We start from the raw sequence: 19,346 nt of genomic DNA, 5'->3' as shown, positions 1-19,346 counted from the left end.
GTTGTCAGGACGACGGTAAACGTTGTCATATGTGGGAGGGGGAGTTTGTGATGCGTCGCAGGACGACATTTCTGTGTTCGGTCGTAGGAATTGCAATGGGGACGACTGCAATTGCAGGGCCGGCAGCAGCGCAGGCAAATCCGAGTGCTGTGGCAGACCCGCAACTCTGGTCCGCGCTTGATTCGGGGCCGGCTCTGGATCCAACGATAGAGAGCCGGATTGATGCGCTCATCGCTGAAATGTCGCTGGACCAGAAGGTCGGACAGATCATCCAGGCAGACATCGCAAGCGCAACACCAGATGACGTCTATCGGTATCATCTCGGCTCGATTCTCAACGGAGGCAATTCAACGCCAACCGGCTCTTATAACGCTCCTGCCACAGAATGGTTGGAAGCGGCGGATGCCTATTATGCTGCCTCAATGAAGCGGAATGGCAGCTTACCCCGGATCCCGGTGATCTGGGGAAGTGACGCCGTCCATGGGCACAACAACATAGTTGGTGCCACACTCTTTCCTCACAATATCGGGCTTGGTGCGGCCAACGATCCTGAGCTGATAGGTCGGATCGGCGAAGTGACCGCGATCGAAATGCGTGTGACGGGGCTCGATTGGACTTTTGCTCCCACGCTTGCGGTCGTGCGCGATGATCGATGGGGGCGAACCTATGAAGGATTTGGTGAAACGCCGGAAATCGCGACTTCTTACGCTGCGCCACTGATCGAAGGGCTGCAGGGCAAGATTGGGGACGAAGACTGGCTGCGCGGTCCGCATATTGTGGCCACTGCGAAGCATTTTCTCGGCGATGGCGGGACCGCTGGCGGCAAGGATCAGGGTGATGCCCGAATTGACGAGGCGCAACTGCGTGATCTTTTCAGTCCGCCTTATCTGCCTGCGATTGATGCGGGCGTCCAATCGATAATGGTCAGTTTCTCGAGTTGGAACGGTGCCAAGATGCACGGCAACCAGTCGTTAATGACCGGCATCGTGAAAGACCGCTGGAACTTCTCCGGCTTTCTGGTTGGCGACTGGAATGGCCATGGCCAGGTAACTGGATGTTCGGCAACCGATTGTCCTAAATCAATTATCGCCGGGCTCGATATGTATATGGCGCCCGATAGCTGGAAGGGCCTTTACGAATCCACATTGGCGGACGCGCGCAGCGGTATATTGCCGATGGAGCGACTGGATGACGCAGTGCGCCGCATACTGCGAGTGAAGCTGCGAGCCGGTCTCTTCGAATCGGGTAAGCCCTCTTCTCGTCCCTATGCTGGAGAATTCGAACGCTTGGGTAGCGCCGACCATCGCGCCGTTGCTCGCGAGGCCGTGCAAAAATCCCTAGTGCTGCTCAAGAACGAAGCCAGCGTACTGCCGCTCGATCCCGGAGCAACTGTGCTCGTTGCTGGCGACGGCGCTGACAATTTGACCAAACAGACCGGCGGGTGGACGCTGAGCTGGCAGGGCACCGGCACGAAGCGGTCCGATTTTCCCAACGCACAGTCGATATGGGAAGGCATTGAAGTCGCGGCCGCTGCGGCCGGCGGTACCGCCACGCTTTCTCCTGATGGTACTTATTCAGACAAGCCGGATGTTGCGATCGTCGTTTTCGGCGAAGACCCCTACGCCGAATTCCAGGGTGACCGTCCCGATGTGGGGTACGACGATGCAAACAGCCTCGCCCTGCTACACTCGCTTCAGGACAAAGGAATCCCGACGGTTTCGGTGTTTCTTTCCGGGCGGGCGATGTGGGTTAATCCATTCCTCAATGCGTCCGACGCCTTTGTCGCAGCATGGCTTCCAGGCACCGAGGGCGGAGGTGTGGCAGACTTGCTTTTCGGCAGGAAGGAATTCACAGGAAAGCTGTCCTATAGCTGGCCACGATCGAGCGATCAGACAAATGTTAATGTCGGTGATGCGAACTACGATCCGCTGTTTCCGTACGGCTTTGGTTTAACTACAGGCGAAAATGGCGAATTAGAACGACTTCCTGAGGATCGGGCTCGCGCTGCCCCGGCGGATGAAAACGAATTGTTCGCGAGCGGGCGACCAGGCGCGGGCCGACAATTACGAATAGGCGTACCCGGACAACTTGCTGCCAATCCTGCTCCGGACCTGATCACCGCGCAAGGTGCGGATCGCAATGCGCAAGAAGATTCGGTTCGTTTGCGCTGGACAGGCTCAGGACGGGCAGCCGCCGCCATCGTGCAAGACGCTCCAAGCGATCTGACGCGCCAATCCAATGGCGGCCTCGCTCTCGAACTAGAGTTCAAGGTCGATGAAGGACCCTCAAAAAACGTAGATCTTCTAATGACCTGCGGTAACGCCTGCGTCGGCGGATTTCCGCTTCAGGCGCTCCTTACCAAAGTCGCAGAAACAGGGCGCTGGACGCGCGTATCGCTCCCGCTGAGCTGCTTTGCAGAGGCGGGTGTCGATATGAGCCGGGTAGATACACCGCTGATGCTCGTCACCGATGGCCGTCTCGACATCACGCTCGCGTCGGCGCGCATCATATCGCCAACGGGCGGTCAGCTTTCATGCCAGTAGATAGGCCGCACAGGAGCGGCTGAAGGGGAGGACAAAATGACTAGAATTAAATCCGCCGGGACATTCGGCGCCATGCTGCTTTGTTCGGTTGCCGCGATGCCGGCTTCCGCCCAGTCCGCGGACGAAGTGGAACCCGCAGATGAGGCGGCTGAAGAAGGAAGCGGCGATGTCATCATCGTCACTGCCAACCGCCGCGAAGAGAGCCTCCAGGAGGTATCGGGAGTCGTACAGGCTCTCGATTCCGAACAGCTGCGACAAGATGGGATCGTCGAACTCCGGCAACTTCAGGTCGCGGTGCCCGGCCTCAGCATTGCGAACCAGGAGGGCAACGTCGAAATCTTTATTCGCGGCGTGGGCTCTTCGAACAATACCGAATTAGGTGATCCCGGCGCGGCGCCGCATCTCAACGGCACTTACATTCCGCGACCGCGCGGCTTGGGCCTGATGTTTTACGACCTGGAGCGGGTCGAGGTAAACAAAGGGCCGCAGGGCACTCTCTACGGCCGTAACGCCTTGGCCGGCACGCTCAATATCATCACCGCGAAGCCAAGGCTGGGTGAGTTTGGTGGGTACGCTCAGGCAGAAGTCGCCAACCGTTCATCCTACGGGGCTGAAGGCGCTCTAAATATCCCGCTGGGAGATACGCTCGCCGTGCGCGCGGCCGGCTATTACATCAACCGCGATTACGGGTTCCGCAACGTTTCGACTGGTGAGCAGGCGAGCCGCCTCAAGCCGGCTGGGTTGGAAGAGAATTACGCCGGACGTCTCTCACTACTGTGGGAGCCTGACGACCGCCTGAGCCTTTCGATCGTGGGCGACTACGGAATGGAAACGGGAACCGGCTATCCCGGAGCGAATATCTTTGGCGCGGTGACAGCGACGGGTCTGCGCCCTGATCAGCTGGACCTCAAGGATGTTGTCTATCGCGGCATGCAAGGTGACATGGAGAACGAACTGTGGGGTATTCAGGGCAATCTCGCTTACGACTTCGGGACCTTTACCGCCGAGCTTTCCGGAAGCTACCGTTCGGTCGATTTTTACCAGGCCAACGCGAGTAGCGAAGGCATCGATTATCCAGGCCGGGACCTGGATGGATTCCAGTATGATAACTTCTCCAACAATTTCTGGCAGACTGAGTCCAGAAGTCAGGTTTACGAGGCCCGGTTGTCTGCAAATGATGATCAGCGCTTCCGCTGGAACCTTGGAGGTTTCTATTTCAAGGAAGATCAGGCGGTCGGCTACCTCGCGTTAGCCGATCGGGGATATTGCTGTTACTCGGGTACCGAGTTCACCATGCCCGATGTCAATGGTGAGAGTTTCGCATTCTTCGGGGATGGGATTTACGACTTCACCGATCGCCTGCGGTTTTTCGCCGGCCTGCGATATACTGAAGAGAAGAAATCGCGGTATGGTATTGGCGGCAATTGGGCGCTGACCCTAGGAGGAGAAGACTTCGCCTGCTGCTTCGGCACCCGTTTGGGAACCGAGGGCTTCAGGCCCAACTTGCTTGACCGCCCGAACTTCGATGTAAGCGCGATCGACACGCTTCAGGGCCGTGCGCAATTCTTGCTCGAAGGTATTAGAAATCCGGGCCTGCGAGACACGTTGATCGACCAGATCGGCGCGATCGCCAATGGAAGCAATCCCAACGGCACGTGCGTCGATCGTCCCGATATCGACAACGGTTTTGTCGATTGTCCGGAGGGCTTCGAGGGGGGCTTCAGTTTCGTCGAACTGACTATTCCCGATCAGCAGATCGGCCAGTCCAAGTTCGATTTTATCGACTGGCGCGCCGGATTGGAGTTCGATCTCAGCCCGGACAATATGCTCTATGCGAAGGTGTCGACTGGCCACAAATCCGGCGGCTTCAATGACAGTTTCAACGGTTCTACCATTCCCGAAACTTTCAGCCCTGAAGAACTGGTAGTCTACGAGGTAGGGAGCCGAAACAGTTTCGATGCATTCGGTCGAAACGCGATTTTCAATCTGACAGGCTTCTATTACGATTATTCGGATCAGGTTTTTCAGGATCTGACCTGCATCAATCTCGACGAAGCCCAGACGCCGCCGGTGTGCAATGGATACTCCCTGGTCAACCGCAATATCGGTGCTTCCAGGATATACGGGGCAGAATCCGAGCTTCGATTGAAGCTTCCGGCAAACTACGCGCTCGACCTTAACGCTGCTTACCTCGATACGAAGATCACGGAGGGTGTAGTAGCCGATGCGCGCGCGCAGGATTTTGATGCCGGGGGCGAATCTCCTCTCGTCAGCCTTGTCGGCAACCGCTTACCGTTGGCTTCCAAGATGAATCTCAGTGCACGGCTGTCACAGTGGCTCGATATCGGCGCAGGCCGTTTCGACTGGCAGGCGTTGCTAAATTATCGCTCGTCCTTTTTCCTAACACAGTTCAACGAAGATGATATCGTCTTCCTGGATGGAACGAGCCAAAGCGCCTTGGAAGCAGGCTTCCCCGATCGCCAGAATGGCTTCGTTACGCTGAATCTGGGCGCCGGGTATACCATCGGGAATTTCCGGCTCGAAGCCTGGGCGAGCAATTTCCTGAACGAAGAGGTATCCCAGAAAGCTCTGGTCGGCTCGTCTCTGAACATCCGTTTCCTCAACGATGCACGGACGTATGGCTTGCGAGGGCGAATAACCTTCTGAGCTATGGTCAAATGTTTAATTGGGGCCGGGACATCAACATTGGTGCTTCTCGGCCCCGTTTGGGATTCATCCAAACTCTAGAATGGCATCTTTGGGGCCGGAAGCGGTCAGTCCGGTTTCAGCCAAAATGCGTGCTTAGCGGCCGTAGCAATTCAAGAAACTTACGGTTCAATGCGCTTGGCCACCAGATTCTCGACCACCGCCGGTTCGGCCAGCGTCGAGGTGTCGCCCACTTCGCCGGGTTTCCCCTCGGCGATCTTGCGCAGGATGCGGCGCATGATCTTGCCCGAGCGGGTCTTGGGCAGGCCGGGGGCGAACTGGATCGCATCGGGCGTGGCGATCGGTCCGATCTCCTTGCGCACCCATGCCCTCAGCTCGTCGCGCAGCGCCGCGTCGCCTTCCTCGCCGGCATTGAGCGTGACGAACGCGTAAATGCCCTGGCCCTTGATATCGTGCGGCATCCCGACGACCGCCGCCTCGGCCACCCTGGGGTGCGCCACCAGCGCGCTTTCCACCTCGGCGGTGCCCATGCGGTGGCCGGAGACGTTGATCACGTCGTCCACCCGGCCGGTGATCCAGAAATACCCATCCTCGTCGCGCTGCGCGCCGTCGCCGGTGAAATAGGTGCCGGGATAGGTGCTGAAATAGGTCTGGAAGAAGCGCTCGTGATCGCCGAACACGGTGCGCATCTGGCCCGGCCAGCTCTGTGTGATGACGAGATTGCCCTCGGTCGTGCCGTCCAGCACCTTGCCTTCTGCGTCGACCAGTTCGGGGAATACGCCCGGCAGCGACCTGGTGGCTGAGCCGGGCTTCGTTTCCATCGCACCCGGAACCGGCGCGATCAGCGCGCCACCGGTCTCGGTCTGCCACCACGTATCGACGATCTCGCACCGCCCGCCACCGACCACGCGATGATACCATTGCCACGCCTCGGGATTGATCGGCTCGCCCACCGTTCCAAGCAGGCGCAGCTTCGAAAGGTCATGCCGCGTCACCGGCGCATCACCTTCGCGCATCAGTGCGCGGATGGCCGTGGGCGCGGTGTAGAACACGGTGACGCCCAGCCGCTCGCTGGTTTCCCAGAACCGCCCGGCATCGGGATAGGTCGGGACGCCGTCGAACATCACCGTCGCCACACCGTTGGAAAGCGGGCCGTAGACGACATAGGAGTGACCAGTGATCCAGCCGACATCGGCGGTGCACCAGAACAGGTCGTCCTGCTTCAGGCCGAACAGCAGATCGGTGGTGAGCGTGACCCACAACAGATAACCGCCAGTGGTGTGCAGCACGCCTTTGGGCTTGCCGGTCGAACCGCTGGTGTAGAGAATGAAGAGCGGATCTTCCGCATTCATCGGTTCGGGTGGACAGTCGGCATCGACCGTTTCGCGAAGTTCGTCCCACCAGACGTCGCGCCCGGCTTCGAGATCAACGCGCGCATCGGTCCGTCTGACGATCACGATGGTCTCCACCCCACCGGCCTTGCAACAGGCCGTGTCGACGTTTTGCTTGAGCGGTATGGATTTGCCGCCGCGCATTCCCTCGTTCGCCGTGACCACGACCTTTGCGCCGCAATCGGCGATGCGGTCGGCGAGGCTGTCGGGTGAAAAGCCACCGAACACTACTGAATGCACCGCGCCGATGCGCGCGCAGGCGAGCATGGCGATGGCTGCTTCGGGGACCATCGGCATGTAGAGGATGACACGGTCGCCTTTCGCCACGCCGCAACTTTTCAGCCCATTGGCGAAGCGACAGACCTCGCCATAGAGGTCGCGAAAGGTGAGCGTGCGGCCTTCGCCCGGCTCGTCGCCCTCGAAAACGACGGCGGTCTGATCGCCACGCTCTTCCAGATGCCGGTCGATGCAATTGACGCTGAGATTCAACTCGCCGTCCGCGAACCAGCGGATTGCGAAATCGTCCGCATCGAAGCTGCTTTCGTTCGCGCGGGTCGGGAAGCTCTCCCAGTCGAGGCGGCGTGCCTGATTTAGCCAGAATGCGTCCGGGTCGCGGGCGATGTCATGATGCATCTGGCGTAGAGTATCGGCTTTGTCGATCATGCCGAGTTCCTTGTCGTCGAAGGCCCTGCTGCGAACGAGGAGACGGCGCTCGGTCCCGTTATCGAGGCTGAACATCCCGCCCCGTCCATCGACCGCATCGAGGATCAATTGGGTGTGTTTCCATGCCGCGAATTGCGCGCTGCCGATATAGACCGGGATATCGCCGACCTTGCCGATCAGCACGTCGCGCTCGCCGATGCGGAATTCGGCGCGCGGATAGATCATCGGGCTCGATCCGTCGCAGCAGCCGCCGGATTGATGGATGAGGAGGGGGCCGTGCCGCTCCGCGATCTCGTCGAGCAGAGCGTGGGCGCTGTCCGTTACGGTCACGCGGAGCGGGGCGGCCATTGTCAGAAACTCACGCTGAAGCTGCCGACCAGGCGCGAGTCGGCGAGAGTGCCGAAGGCGTTGGTGTCGGTATCGTGATAGCGGATATCGACGCTGGCGCTCGGGAGCACGGCATAGAACGCGCCCACATTCCAGGTGAGATAGTCTCCGCCCGCGCCGATCCACTGATGGCCCAGCGCCCCCGACACGCGCAGCTTTTCTCCGATCGGCTGGGCGGCGCTGACCTCGGCATAGAAGCCATCGTCATCGGTCCCGAAATAGTCCGGGGTCCAGTATCCCGTCACGCCGAGCCCCGTCCGGCCCAGCGAGGTGGACAGGGCAGCCTTGACCTCGACCGTGTCGATATCCACCGGGCTGTCGATATAGCCGTAGCGGACCACCCCGACATCGAGCGAGGTGGCCGGGGCAAGGTCGAAGACATAGCCGGCCCAGAGATCGTATTCTTGGTCGATGCCGGGAAAATCGACATTCTCGGTTCCGGCCCCGGCGTAGAAGCCCTGATAATTGACCGACACGGCGGCGAAGACGGCCGGGTCCTCGGCGCTCTGGCTGATGCCGCGGAACACATAATCGGTCGCGGCGGAAAGAGTCAGGCTGACATCCATTCCCGATGCGTCCTCGACCGGATCGGCGGCGGGTGGCCCGCTGCTTTCGTTCATCCCGTCCTGCGCAAAGGCTGGTTGCGAGATCGCTGCCACGGCGGCTGCGGATGCAAGAACTGCGAACTTTTTCATGATACAATCCTCCCTCGTTCGGGCGCGCGCCATGGCGGCCCGTCTTGTGCGGGTTTTCCCGTTGATGGTGCTGGAATGGCCCGGCAGCGATCGGCGCCCCTGCCGGGCGAAGGCGCGGCCTAGAAGAAGCCGAGCTTCTTCGGGCTGTAGCTGACCAGCATGTTCTTGGTCTGCTGATAGTGATCGAGCATCTTCAGATGGTTCTCGCGCCCGATGCCGGACTGCTTGTATCCCCCGAAGGCCGCGTGGGCAGGGTAGGCGTGATAGCAATTCGTCCACACGCGACCGGCTTCGATCGCGCGGCCGAACCGGTAGCAGGTGTTCGCATCGCGGCTCCACACGCCGGCACCAAGGCCATACAGGGTATCGTTGGCGATCTGGAGCGCTTCCTCGTCGTCCTTGAAGGTGGTGACGGAGACGACCGGGCCGAAGATTTCCTCCTGGAAGATGCGCATCCGGTTATTGCCCTTGAAGATCGTCGGCTCGACGTAATAGCCGTCGGCAATCTCACCTTCGAACCGAGCGGCCTTACCGCCGGTCAGCAATTCGGCGCCTTCCTGTTTGCCGATGTCGATATAGGAGAGGATCTTTTCCTGCTGCTCGGACGATGCCTGCGCCCCGATCATCGTCGCCATATCAAGCGGATTGCCTGCGACGATCGCTTCGGTGCGCGCGATCGCCTTTTCCATGAACCGGTCGTAGATGCTCTCGTGGATCAGCGCGCGGCTGGGACAGGTGCAGACCTCGCCCTGATTAAGCGCGAACATGACGAAGCCTTCGATGGCCTTGTCGAAATAATCGTCATCCTCGCGGCACACGTCGGAGAAGAAGATATTCGGGCTTTTGCCGCCGAGCTCCAACGTCACGGGAATGAGGTTCTCGCTCGCATACTGCATGATCAGGCGACCGGTCGTCGTCTCTCCGGTAAAGGCGATCTTGGCGATCCGGTTGCTGCTGGCAAGCGGCTTGCCTGCCTCAAGGCCGAACCCACTGACAATGTTGAGGACGCCGGCGGGAAGCAAGTCTGCGACCAGCTCCATCCATACGAGGATCGAAGCCGGGGTCTGTTCGGCCGGTTTCAGCACCACGCAGTTTCCGGCCGCGAGCGCTGGCGCCAGTTTCCATGCCGCCATGAGGATCGGGAAGTTCCAAGGGATGATCTGACCGACCACGCCAAGCGGTTCGTGGAAATGGTAGGCAACCGTATCGTGATCGATCTCGGAAATGCTGCCCTCCTGCGAACGGATGCAACCCGCGAAATAGCGGAAGTGATCGATGGCCAGCGGAATATCGGCCGCCATCGCCTCGCGCAGCGGCTTCCCGTTATCCCATGTCTCCGCGATCGCCAGCTTTTCGAGGTTCTCCTCCATTCGGTCAGCGATGCGATTGAGGATCTGGGCGCGCTCGCCCGCGCTGGTGCGGCCCCAGGATTGCTTTGCGGCGTGCGCGGCATCGAGCGCCGCCTCGACGTCGGCCGCCTGACTACGCGCGATCTTGCCGACCGGTTTGCCGGTCACCGATGAAATGTTGTCGAAATAGCGCCCGTCTTTCGGGGCCACCCACTTCCCGCCGATGAAATTGTCGTAACGCTCCGCGAACGGTGCCGCCATTGATGTGGCGGGATTGGTCTGCATGTCCATGATATCATCCTCTCGAAATCGCCGGGCCCTCCCGGTCGCGAGGATGATGGTTCCGTCAAACCTAATGGATTAACAGAGGGCGCCATTGGTGAGGAGGTGAGACTGTCTCACTATTGAGACAGTCGGGCCGTGCTTTTCAAATCAATCGCGCAACAGGCCCGCCTTATCCATTCGGCGATAAAGCGTGGCCCGACCAATACCGAGCAATTTCGCCGCCTTCGTCGCATTCCCGCTAGCCTGCGCCAGCGCCTGCCGCAGCACGGCTCTTTCCGAGTCGTGGAAGGAAATGCTTTCGTCGCGCCCGAGAATGTCCGAAGCCGTCCGGCGTGCTTCGAGACAGGCATCCGTAAGCCCGAAGCGATGTCGCGCCGCAAAGGTCGCGCCAACTACGAGATCGTCGCGATCGACTGCCAGAAGGGCCGCATCGCCGCCGGGCAAATTGGCGTCGATGATCCGGTGTGCGGCGAAATGCTTGCGGAACACGCCGCTCTCGATCCGGCGCGCCGCATCCTGCACGATCTTCTGTACCAATATGCCCATTGCAGCGCTGTGATCGTCGCGACAGTTCGAGATGTCGAGCGCACCGACAAGTCGGCCGGTCGCATCGCGAACCGGTGCGTCCATGCAGCTTATGCCGATATTGCGGCTGGCGAAATGCTCGTCGCGGTGGATCGTGACGGGCCGCCCCTCAATCAGGCAAGTGCCGATACCGTTGGTGCCTTCGCGGCTTTCGCTCCAAACCCCGCCAGGGGTCAGACCGACCCGGTCGAAGAGTTCGCGATCCCCTGCTAGGCTGCGCGCTTCTAGAACGACACCGTCATTATCGGACAGCATGACGGCACAGCCGGTCGCGGAAACGGTCTGGAACAGCTGGTCGAGAAGAGGCCGCGCGACATCCAGCATCAGGTCATGACGCTGCCGCCGTTGCGTGAGGTCGCTACCGGAGACGAGCTCCGGCGTGCGATTGGCCCCGGCGTCGAGGCCGTGCTTGAGGCTGGAACGACACCAACTCGCCGCGACAAGCGAATGCGCGGCGCTGGACGAGGATTGCAAAACCTCTTCGACAATCGCTTCGTGTCGCTCTCCCATCGTCTCCGGATATCGCAATTCATCGAAACTCGCTAGAGTTACCGCGAATCGAAGGCGGCTTACGGGCGAAAGACGCGCGCATTCTAATGACCGAAAGTAGGGCGCAATGCAGACTGACTGCTATGGGGCCGGAAGCGGAAAGGCAGCTTTTATATCTTTGAGCGGATTAAGCGGACAGCGACTGCTGACCGAATCGCAAGCCGGTGCATTAGAGAATGGTCTGGAGAAACCCCTCTTGGCATAGACTTTTGCCGTCGTTGAAACGCCCCTGCAGGACAGCCAACACGGAGCCGAGAGCCACAAACTAAATTGGTTTACTATTTAGCGCGCCTTTCCTACCATCCGGAGATGGCGAGAGAAACCTTTACGATTGAGGGCGCAGGCGCGATTTCTCTTACAGCCGAGGCTGAGGGGGATGCCTACGCTAAACCCGTCCTTCTTGCGCACGGCGGCGGGCAGACACGGCGCGCGTGGAGAAGGGTGGTCAGCGAGCTGGCTCAAGCCGGCTTTCGCGCAATCGCCTTCGACATGCGCGGTCACGGAGACAGCGATTGGTCGCCATGCGGAGCTTATGAAATGCGCGACTTCGCGGCGGATCTGGTCGCTGCAGCGTCGCGCCTGGACCAGAAGCCAGCGCTGGTTGGCGCTTCACTGGGCGGGCTCGCTGGACTGATTGCCGCAGGGGAGCTTGCTCCAGGTAGCTTTGCTTCACTCACATTGGTCGACATTGCCCCGCGCATGGAGCCCAGCGGTGTGATGCGCGTGGTTGGTTTCATGGAAGAGCATGTCGATAGCGGCTTCGCCTCACCAGAGGAGGCGGCCGACGTGATCGCTCGCTACATGCCGCATCGTCCCAAGCGGGGCGCGAGCGATGGTCTGAAAAACTATCTGCGGCAGAAGTCGGATGGGCGCTTCTATTGGCACTGGGACCCGGTGTTCATCCGTAATATAATGTCAGCCAGACAAGGCGACCCAGACAGCCAAGAACGTCAATCGGCAATGCTGAGCCAAGCTGCGGCGAATCTCACGCTTCCGCTTCACCTCATCCGAGGCGGCTCTAGCGATCTTGTTTCCGAAGAGGCCGTTTTGCATCTGCGACAACTCGCCCCCCATGCAGAATACACCGATATTGCCGATGCCACGCACATGGTCGTGGGCGATGCGAACGATGCCTTCTCCGCCGCTATCGTCGATTTCCTACGAACCCATCACTCTTGCGATACGGCTCAACCACAGGGGACGAGGGAGCTATGATCGATCGAGAGCGCTTGCAGGAAATGCTGAATATCGCGCCGTTTCATCGATGGCTTGGGCTGGAGATTGCAACATGCTCCGACCAGGGAATCGCGATCACCATGCCATGGCGCGAAGAGATCGTGTCGAACCCTATGATTGGGTCGGCGCATGGAGGGATCCTGGCTTCACTGGTCGACCTCACCGGGCTTTATACTCTGCTTGCCGGGGGCGTCGCGGCGAGAGCGACGGCCGATCTGCATGTCGATTACCACCGTCCTGCAACCTCAGGACCTCTCACTGCTCACGGACAGATCGTGAAGATCGGGCGACAGATTTCGGTGGCGGAAACCCGGGTTCTCGAGCCCGACGACAAGTTGGTCGCCAGCGGCAGGGGCGCCTACTTCTCGTCAACCGGATCACTTGATCAGCGCGGCGGGACTATTGATCTCGAACAGGCTCTTGCCACCCAAGGCCCAGCGACTTCTGCAGCGCGATCCACGCCAGCGTAAGGGCACCTTTTGCCCGGACGAGGTCTGCTGAGGCCTGCTGCTGTTCTCGCAGGGCCCGGTTGAGGTCAGCCTTCGAGATCGCTCCTGCGGCAAAACGTTGGCGGTTCAGGTCCGCCGCGCCGTCAGCCTGCTTCTTGATTTGCATACTGGCAGCGAGCGCCACACGCTGCTGGCCGAAGCGAGCCAAGGCACGTTCGGCGTCTTGCAGTGCCAGAAGCACCGTCTGCTGGTAATTGGCGACTGCTTCGTTGCGCGCCGCCCCGGCTTGGTCGATCGCAGCGTCTACCCTGCCGAAATCCAGAAAATTCCACTGGAGGCGTGGGATCGCGAGTGCGGAGAAATCGCCGACATCGACAACGTCGTCCAACGAGGATCCGCCGAGGCCCAGGATCCCCGTGAAGGACAATTTCGGGAACCGCGCCGCCTCGGCCACCCCGATCCGCGCCGTCGACGCGGCAAGAGACCGTTCGGCCGCCCTTATGTCAGGCCGACGCGCCACCAGGCTTGCCGGATCGCCGATCGCGACCTGCTCTGGCGGCATGGGAATGGAATGCGCAGTCGTGAGCGCTGCATCAACTGATCCCGGCACCTGTCCGGTCAGTATAGCGAGTGCATCAGACAGGACTGCGATATCCGCTTCAGCTTCGGCAAGTTGTGACTTGAGCATCTCCAGTTCGGCATTCGCGGTGCCTACCGGGAAAAGCGGCAATGCACCGCGCTGATAGCGTTGGTATGTCAGCGCCAGGATCTCTTCCTGCAACGAAATCTGCGCCTCAAATTGCTCTGCGCGGAATTGGGCCTCCCGCAAATTGACGTAGGTGCTGGCCACTTGGGCAGTCAACTGGACCTTTGCGTCCTCTGCATTGGCCACCGTTGCAGCAGCTTGGGCATTGCTGGCTTCAATGCGCCTGCGCGAGCCACCGGCGAACTCCAGCTCCCAGTTGGCGTTAAGGCCCACATTGAAAAAGCTGAGCGAGTCATCGGTTTCTGCGTCGGAATTGGTTTGCTCTGACGGGGGGGGCGCCCCGCCTTGAATGTCGAGACCACGAAGCCGGCCCTGCACGGTGGTGGCCTGTGCCCCAAGCGATGGCATTCGACCCGCACGGTCTTGCCTGATGGATGCCCGTGCCTGGGCAATGCGCGCCTGCGCTGCGGCGAGCGAAGGGTTGCCGGACAGCGCAGCCTCCACCAGCCGCGTCAACTCGGGATCGCCGAGCAGCAGCCACCATTGAGCGACAACCGGATCAGATGCGCTCACATCACTGCCAGCGCGCACAAAGCGAGTGCCCGTGTCTGCTGACACAACTTCCGGGGGGCCTGCATAATCGGGCCCAGCCGTGCATCCAGCTAGCAAGGCGATAGTGATAATCGGAGGTAGCAAGTGGCGCATAATCTCGGGCTCAGTGCATCGAAAGGGAGACATTTTCCGGAAGCGGCTTGAGGAACAGAACAAGCGGGACTGTCGCGAGTGTGAGAAGTCCCATCACCAGAAAGACATCATTGTAGGTCATGATGAACGCTTCGCGCTGGAGAGTGCCGCCGAGTGCCGCCATCGCTCGTTCCATATCGCCCAAGCTTCGCGCCAGTCCGTCGAGATAGGTCTGCAGCGAAACGCTGTTCGCATTCAGCGTTTCTTCCATGCGCCTCGTATGGTGCCAAATTCGCTGGTCCTGGAACGAAGCGAGGGCCGAGAGGGCGAATGATCCGCCAAGATTGCGGGCCGCGTTGAAAATGCCCGAGGCATCGCCCGCGTCTTCCTTGGCCACCGACGCAACCGTTGCCTGATTCAGGAACATCATCGCAAGTATCATTCCGGCCCCGCGGATAAGCTGACTTTCAGTGAAGACAGCGCCGCCGGATTCGGCGGTCAGACTCGTGCTGACAAAGCAGCTGATCGCCATCAGCAGCATTCCGGTGCCGACGGCAATGCGGATGTCCACCTTGCGGATCATCAGGGGCAGAACCGGCATCAGGAGAAAGGCCGGGACACCCATCCAGAAGATGACCAGTCCCGTCTGAAAAGCATTATAGTCAGAGATGATCGCCAGAAACTGCGGAATGACATAGGTCGAACCATACATCACCATGCCCAGGGCGAGCGCCATGATCGCGACGCTGGCGAACTGTCGATTGAACAGGAGCTGCAACTTCAAGACTGGCTTGCGTGCCTTCACCTGTCCGTAAATCAAACAGGCAAAGCCGATAATGGTCACCACCGTTAGCCAGCGAATGAGTGAGGACTCGAACCATTCCTCACGGTGCCCTTCCTCGAGTACAACAGTCAGACCGCCCAGTCCGAGGATCAGCCCGAGAATGCCAGCCCAATCGGCGTCCGTGAGATATTCCCACTTGGGCTTCTCGTGAGGCAGCCCGATAAACAGCAAGAGCAGCAGGATTGCGCAGACTGGCACATTGACGAAAAAGGCATAGTGCCAGCTCAGGTTCTCGGTCAGCCAGCCGCCGATCAATGGCCCCATCACGGGGCCAAGAACCACAGTCATGCCGAACAGGGCCATTCCGATTGGCTGTTGGTGCGGCGGTAATCGTTTAGCCACAATAGTCATTGCGGTCGGAATGAGGACTCCGCCCGTGAATCCCTGACCCGTTCGGCCGATGATCATGGTCGTAAGGTCGGTTGCAATCCCGCATAGCACCGAAAATGCGGTGAACGCGCTAACCGCGATGATGAGGAGGGTTCGCAGACCGAACAGCCGTTCGAGCCAAGCGCTCAGCGGAATGACGACGATTTCAGCAACGAGAAATGACGTAGCAATCCAGGTGCCTTCGGCGCCTGTGGCACCGATCTCGCCCTGAATGACGGGGAGTGCGGAATTGACGATTGATATGTCCAGCGTCGCGAGCATGGCGCCAAGCGCGCCCGCGGCCACAGCGACCCAGGCAGTCACGTCTGCGTTCTTTCGGCCCCCGGCCGGCCCGATCGAAGTGTCCTGCGCTGCCAGTATCTCGGTCATTGAGTCCGACTCGAGATCTCTTCCAATTCGCCGGCAGCATTCCGGGTGTCGACCGTAGCCACTACCGACATGCCGGGAACGAGCAGACGCCGCACTTCAGGGGGAGCATCGATACCGATGCGGACGGGTATCCGTTGAACGATCTTGGTAAAGTTGCCGGTGGCATTTTCGGGGGGGAGGATGGAAAATTCCGCGCCCGTTCCCGGCGATATGCTGACCACTCGTCCCGCGATCTCAAGGTCGGGTAGGGCGTCAACTTCGAGCCTGACGCTTTGGCCGGCCCGGATCAGGCCGACCTGCGTTTCCTTGAAGTTTGCCGTCACGTAGATCGCCCTCACCGGAACCACCGTCATCAAACGTTGACCCGGTTGCACGAACTGGCCCACCCTCACCGAGAGATCGCCGACGCGGCCGGCCTTGCTGGCGCGCAGCAAGGTCGATTCAACCGTAAGGTCGGCTGTTTCCAGCTGAGCGCGAGCAGCGTCCGCCTGCGCCTGGGTCTGGTTGATCTGCTCGAACAGGGTCCCTCGGCGCGCGGTCGCGGCAGCCACCGCCGCCTGCGCGGCGACGAGTTCGGCCCGCGCTTGCCGCGCCTGCGCCTCATACTGGTCTAGCTTTTCCCGCGGTTCGGCTCCTGTCGCGGCAAGGGGCCGATATCGCGCCACCTGGTCGTTCGCGAGGTCCAGTGCTGCGCGCGCGGCGGCGAGTTGGCCCCGCGCCTGGCGAATGGCTGCATCCTGTTCGGCTACCTGAGAACGGATTGTGTCGGCACCGGCCAGGGTCGCAGCGATCTGTGCGCGCGCCTGTTGCGCTTGCGCCTGATAATCCCGCAGATCCAGTTGTACGAGGGCTCCGCCGCGAGCAACCTGCTCGTTCTCCCCCACGAAGACCTCTTCGACGTATCCCGCTACCTTGGAAGAGATAACGACGCTGTCGGCAGCGACATAGGCGTTATCGGTCGTCTGCATGTACTGTCCGTAGGTTACGTGCCGGTAGTACCACCAGATCCCGCCAAGCAGCACGGCAAGACCAACGATGATTAGCACGATGCGCAAGCCACGCCGCGATTGCGGTTTCGTTGGGGTTGTGCCCTCCTGCTCCGGTTGGTTGGAGTTATCGGTCATCTGACTCTTTCGGCAGCCTCAGTAAAAGGTGAACGCGTCTCGCGCCCTATGAGCCGTGAGTCAGATAGTAAAGGCATTTAGCAGTTTGCATTTGGGCATCCGAGGCTATCCGACTACACAGCGCTATGGATGAAAAACCAGATACCATGTCACGGTCTCAGCGTCGGCAGAAGGTCATCACCGATGATGACCGCATTCTCTATCTTATGGACGAGATCAGTCGCGGCGCGCGCAGAGTGTACGATGCGAGGGTCGCCAGGATCGGTCTCAATCAGACACAGTGGAGGATCATCGGACAACTTCTTCGCGATCCTGCCCTTACGCAGGCTGAAATCGCCAAGAAACTGGAACTGGAATCGGCGACCATCGGCCAGGCGGTTGCAGGTCTTTGCGCACGCGGGCTGATGAAAAGGCTTCGAGCTGAGACGGATCGGCGAGCGTGGCAGCTCATCCTCACGGAGCAGCTTGACGATCTGCTGCCCGAACTGAGAGGCTCCGCGGATAGGCTTCATGGTCTGCTTTGGCGCGACATTGCCGCCGACGAGAAGCAAACGTTGCAGCAGACTCTTGAAAGGGTATCGGAAAATCTGGACCAACTCCGGGCCGAGGCTGAGTAAAATCATGGCATCGCCCCCGGAAAAGCCTATCAGCAGCATCGCTCGCGCCGCGGAGATCGGCCAAATCCTAATGAGGCACGGCGCGAAGAATCTCGCCGGAGCCCTCGGATTTATTCCCTCTTCGAGCAATGTCATCGATCCTCGCGAATTTCATCCGGCTGCAGTTGTGGCGTTCCTCCGTGACATCGGGCCAGTCGGCATAAAGCTGGGGCAACTCCTCGCCACCCGAAGCGATCTGTTTACCGAACACTGGATCACGGCATTCTCAACCCTGCACGATCAGGTGTCGTCAGTGCCCTTCGCAGATATCGAGCCCGTACTTGCTTCAAGCTGGGGTGAGGACTGGCGGAGCGACTTTGCGCAGTTCGACGAAAAGCCTTTGGCCTCTGCCTCCATAGCGCAAACCTATTCCGCCAGACTGCGGGACGGAAGCGAGGTCATCGTGAAGGTTCGGCGGCCAGGCACTGCCGCTCGGATGGAGGCTGATGTGCGCCTCCTTATACGCCTTGCCGGGATCGTGGAAGCACGGTCGCCGGACATCGCGCGTTACCGGCCAGTCGAGTTTCTGCGGACCTTCGGCCGCAATCTTGCCTGGGAGATGGACCTCGCTGCGGAATCCCGAGCCTGCGAGCGGATCGGCGCATATCTCGATACCATCGGCGTCAGGTCCCCGGCCATCCATTGGGAACTGACCGGGCTGCGGGTGAACGTTCAGGAACGCCTGTACGGCAGGCCCGCGTCTTCGCTGGGCAGCCCATCGGGCGACCCGCGGGTGGCGGCTTTCGCTAAAAGCTATGCCAACGCTGTCCTGCGGATGATCATCCTGAACGGCGAATTTCACGGCGACCCCCATCCCGGTAACGTCTTCATGATCGGCGAGCAGGATGTCGGCTTCATCGACTTTGGATCGGTCGGGACGCTCACCAAGGCCAGGCGCGACGAGATCGTCCGCCTCGTCCTTGCGATCGCTGGTGAGGAAACCAGCGATGTCACGAATGTCCTGCTCGCATGGGCGGGGGAGCCGAAGGTGGATCGCGATGCGCTCGCGGTGGATCTGGATCAGTTGATCGGAGAGTTCAGGGGGACCGTGCTATCTGGCATCGAGTTCTCGCAGATTTTTTCCCGCGCTTTCGACCTGTTGCGGGATTATCGACTGGTTCTGCCACCTGATCTGGCCATTCTTCTGCGTACCTTGTTGACTGCAGAGGGCTTCGTCCGATCGCTGGCACCGGACTACAACATCGCCGAAGAGACCCGGCCGATCATCACGGAGCTTCTCGCCGAGCGGTTCTCGCTCGGCAGCGCTCGGTCGGGTTTGAAGAGACTTCGCGGTCAGCTGCTGGGTTTGTCGGCATCCTTGCCCGACATACTTGCCACTGCGAACTCGATCGCAAAGTCAGGATATGTGCCGGTTCAGCTCGATCCGCTCAGTATCGAGCAGCTCGCTGGACTTCGCAATGAGCGTCAGTCCTTGAAAGGCCCTCTAGCTGCCGCATTGATCATAGCTAGCGCGTTGCTTGTCGATCAATCCTGGCTTCTGGCTGGCGGCGCGCTTGTGATTGCTGGGGTGGTGCTCATCCGAAAGTCATAATGAAGGAGCAACTTAATTCGTGCACGGTCACGATACGGCAAAGCCGAACTTAACGAGGATTTCATGCGCCTCACTTCAGCGACCAAGACGCATCGCGAAGAAAATTTTTCGACCTATTGCGATTGAAGGCTTATTTTCCTCAATCAGACGAAACTTTGGAACGGCAGCTTTCAAGCGTGTCCTCGCCTGACTTTATGGCCGCTATTGGGGCGCAAAGCTGCC

Annotated in this window: 13 protein-coding genes; 6 read left to right on the top strand and 7 right to left on the bottom strand. The window is 60.0% G+C overall.

All coding sequences use genetic code 11. The annotated features are described in order from the left end of the window. The first annotated feature begins 95 nt into the window (after positions 1 to 95). The gene (locus tag GRI69_RS13385; protein ID WP_237453119.1) at positions 96 to 2,543 is read left to right on the top strand and encodes a glycoside hydrolase family 3 protein; all 2,448 of its coding nucleotides are present in this window, start codon (positions 96 to 98) and stop codon (positions 2,541 to 2,543) included. A gap of 36 nt (positions 2,544 to 2,579) precedes the next feature. Next, the gene (locus GRI69_RS13380) at positions 2,580 to 5,210 is read left to right on the top strand and encodes a TonB-dependent receptor (protein ID WP_237453118.1); all 2,631 of its coding nucleotides are present in this window, start codon (positions 2,580 to 2,582) and stop codon (positions 5,208 to 5,210) included. A gap of 161 nt (positions 5,211 to 5,371) precedes the next feature. On the opposite strand, the gene acs is transcribed toward GRI69_RS13380, so the two are convergent. The 4 genes from acs to GRI69_RS13360 all read right to left on the bottom strand — a co-directional run bounded on the left by acs (position 5,372) and on the right by GRI69_RS13360 (position 11,075). Further along, a complete protein-coding gene (gene acs / locus GRI69_RS13375) occupies positions 5,372 to 7,612 on the bottom strand; it encodes an acetate--CoA ligase (protein WP_160728773.1) in 2,241 nt (746 codons plus the stop codon). A 2-nt stretch (positions 7,613 to 7,614) separates the two neighbouring features. After that, positions 7,615 to 8,346 (bottom strand): TorF family putative porin, encoded by a 732-nt coding sequence (locus GRI69_RS13370; RefSeq protein WP_160728772.1) that lies wholly within the window; start codon positions 8,344 to 8,346, stop codon positions 7,615 to 7,617. A 119-nt stretch (positions 8,347 to 8,465) separates the two neighbouring features. Then, on the bottom strand, positions 8,466 to 9,986 hold the full coding sequence (adh, locus tag GRI69_RS13365; protein WP_160728771.1) for an aldehyde dehydrogenase: 1,521 nt from the start codon (positions 9,984 to 9,986) through the stop codon (positions 8,466 to 8,468). Positions 9,987 to 10,127: 141 nt separating this feature from the next. Beyond that, positions 10,128 to 11,075 carry a GAF domain-containing protein gene (locus tag GRI69_RS13360; protein WP_160728770.1) on the bottom strand — a complete coding sequence of 316 codons (948 nt, stop codon included), beginning with the start codon at positions 11,073 to 11,075 and terminating at the stop codon, positions 10,128 to 10,130. 348 nt (positions 11,076 to 11,423) lie between these two features. Here GRI69_RS13360 and GRI69_RS13355 point away from each other — a divergent pair, with 348 nt between their 5' ends. Both GRI69_RS13355 and GRI69_RS13350 read left to right on the top strand, forming a co-directional pair. Then, positions 11,424 to 12,329 (top strand): alpha/beta fold hydrolase, encoded by a 906-nt coding sequence (locus tag GRI69_RS13355; RefSeq protein ID WP_088713301.1) that lies wholly within the window; start codon positions 11,424 to 11,426, stop codon positions 12,327 to 12,329. Then, the gene (locus tag GRI69_RS13350; RefSeq protein WP_082745685.1) at positions 12,326 to 12,820 is read left to right on the top strand and encodes a hotdog fold thioesterase; all 495 of its coding nucleotides are present in this window, start codon (positions 12,326 to 12,328) and stop codon (positions 12,818 to 12,820) included. Before GRI69_RS13355 ends, GRI69_RS13350 begins: the two co-directional genes overlap by 4 nt. Here GRI69_RS13350 and GRI69_RS13345 read toward each other — a convergent pair. Genes GRI69_RS13345 through GRI69_RS13335 form a run of 3 tightly spaced genes read right to left on the bottom strand, consistent with a single transcriptional unit; the run spans position 12,750 to position 16,916 of the window. Then, complete coding sequence (locus GRI69_RS13345; RefSeq protein ID WP_088711257.1) at positions 12,750 to 14,210, bottom strand: efflux transporter outer membrane subunit; 1,461 nt, start codon at positions 14,208 to 14,210, stop codon at positions 12,750 to 12,752. The two genes, GRI69_RS13350 and GRI69_RS13345, sit on opposite strands and share 71 nt — an antisense overlap. Before the next feature lie 10 nt (positions 14,211 to 14,220). Continuing rightward, positions 14,221 to 15,792 (bottom strand): MDR family MFS transporter, encoded by a 1,572-nt coding sequence (locus GRI69_RS13340; RefSeq protein ID WP_051051456.1) that lies wholly within the window; start codon positions 15,790 to 15,792, stop codon positions 14,221 to 14,223. Continuing rightward, entirely contained in the window at positions 15,789 to 16,916 is a 1,128-nt protein-coding gene (locus GRI69_RS13335) for an HlyD family secretion protein (protein WP_061926347.1), read from the bottom strand. Before GRI69_RS13335 ends, GRI69_RS13340 begins: the two co-directional genes overlap by 4 nt. A gap of 125 nt (positions 16,917 to 17,041) precedes the next feature. Between GRI69_RS13335 and GRI69_RS16435 the strand changes: the two genes are divergently transcribed. Both GRI69_RS16435 and GRI69_RS13325 read left to right on the top strand, forming a co-directional pair. After that, positions 17,042 to 17,533 carry a MarR family winged helix-turn-helix transcriptional regulator gene (locus GRI69_RS16435; protein WP_088711256.1) on the top strand — a complete coding sequence of 164 codons (492 nt, stop codon included), beginning with the start codon at positions 17,042 to 17,044 and terminating at the stop codon, positions 17,531 to 17,533. A gap of 4 nt (positions 17,534 to 17,537) precedes the next feature. Further along, the gene (locus GRI69_RS13325) at positions 17,538 to 19,124 is read left to right on the top strand and encodes an ABC1 kinase family protein (RefSeq protein WP_160728768.1); all 1,587 of its coding nucleotides are present in this window, start codon (positions 17,538 to 17,540) and stop codon (positions 19,122 to 19,124) included. Positions 19,125 to 19,346: the final 222 nt, after the last annotated feature.

This window comes from Qipengyuania vulgaris (assembly GCF_009827325.1).
GTDB classification, from domain to species: domain Bacteria; phylum Pseudomonadota; class Alphaproteobacteria; order Sphingomonadales; family Sphingomonadaceae; genus Qipengyuania; species Qipengyuania vulgaris.
This window is presented reverse-complemented; position numbering and strand designations above follow the sequence as displayed.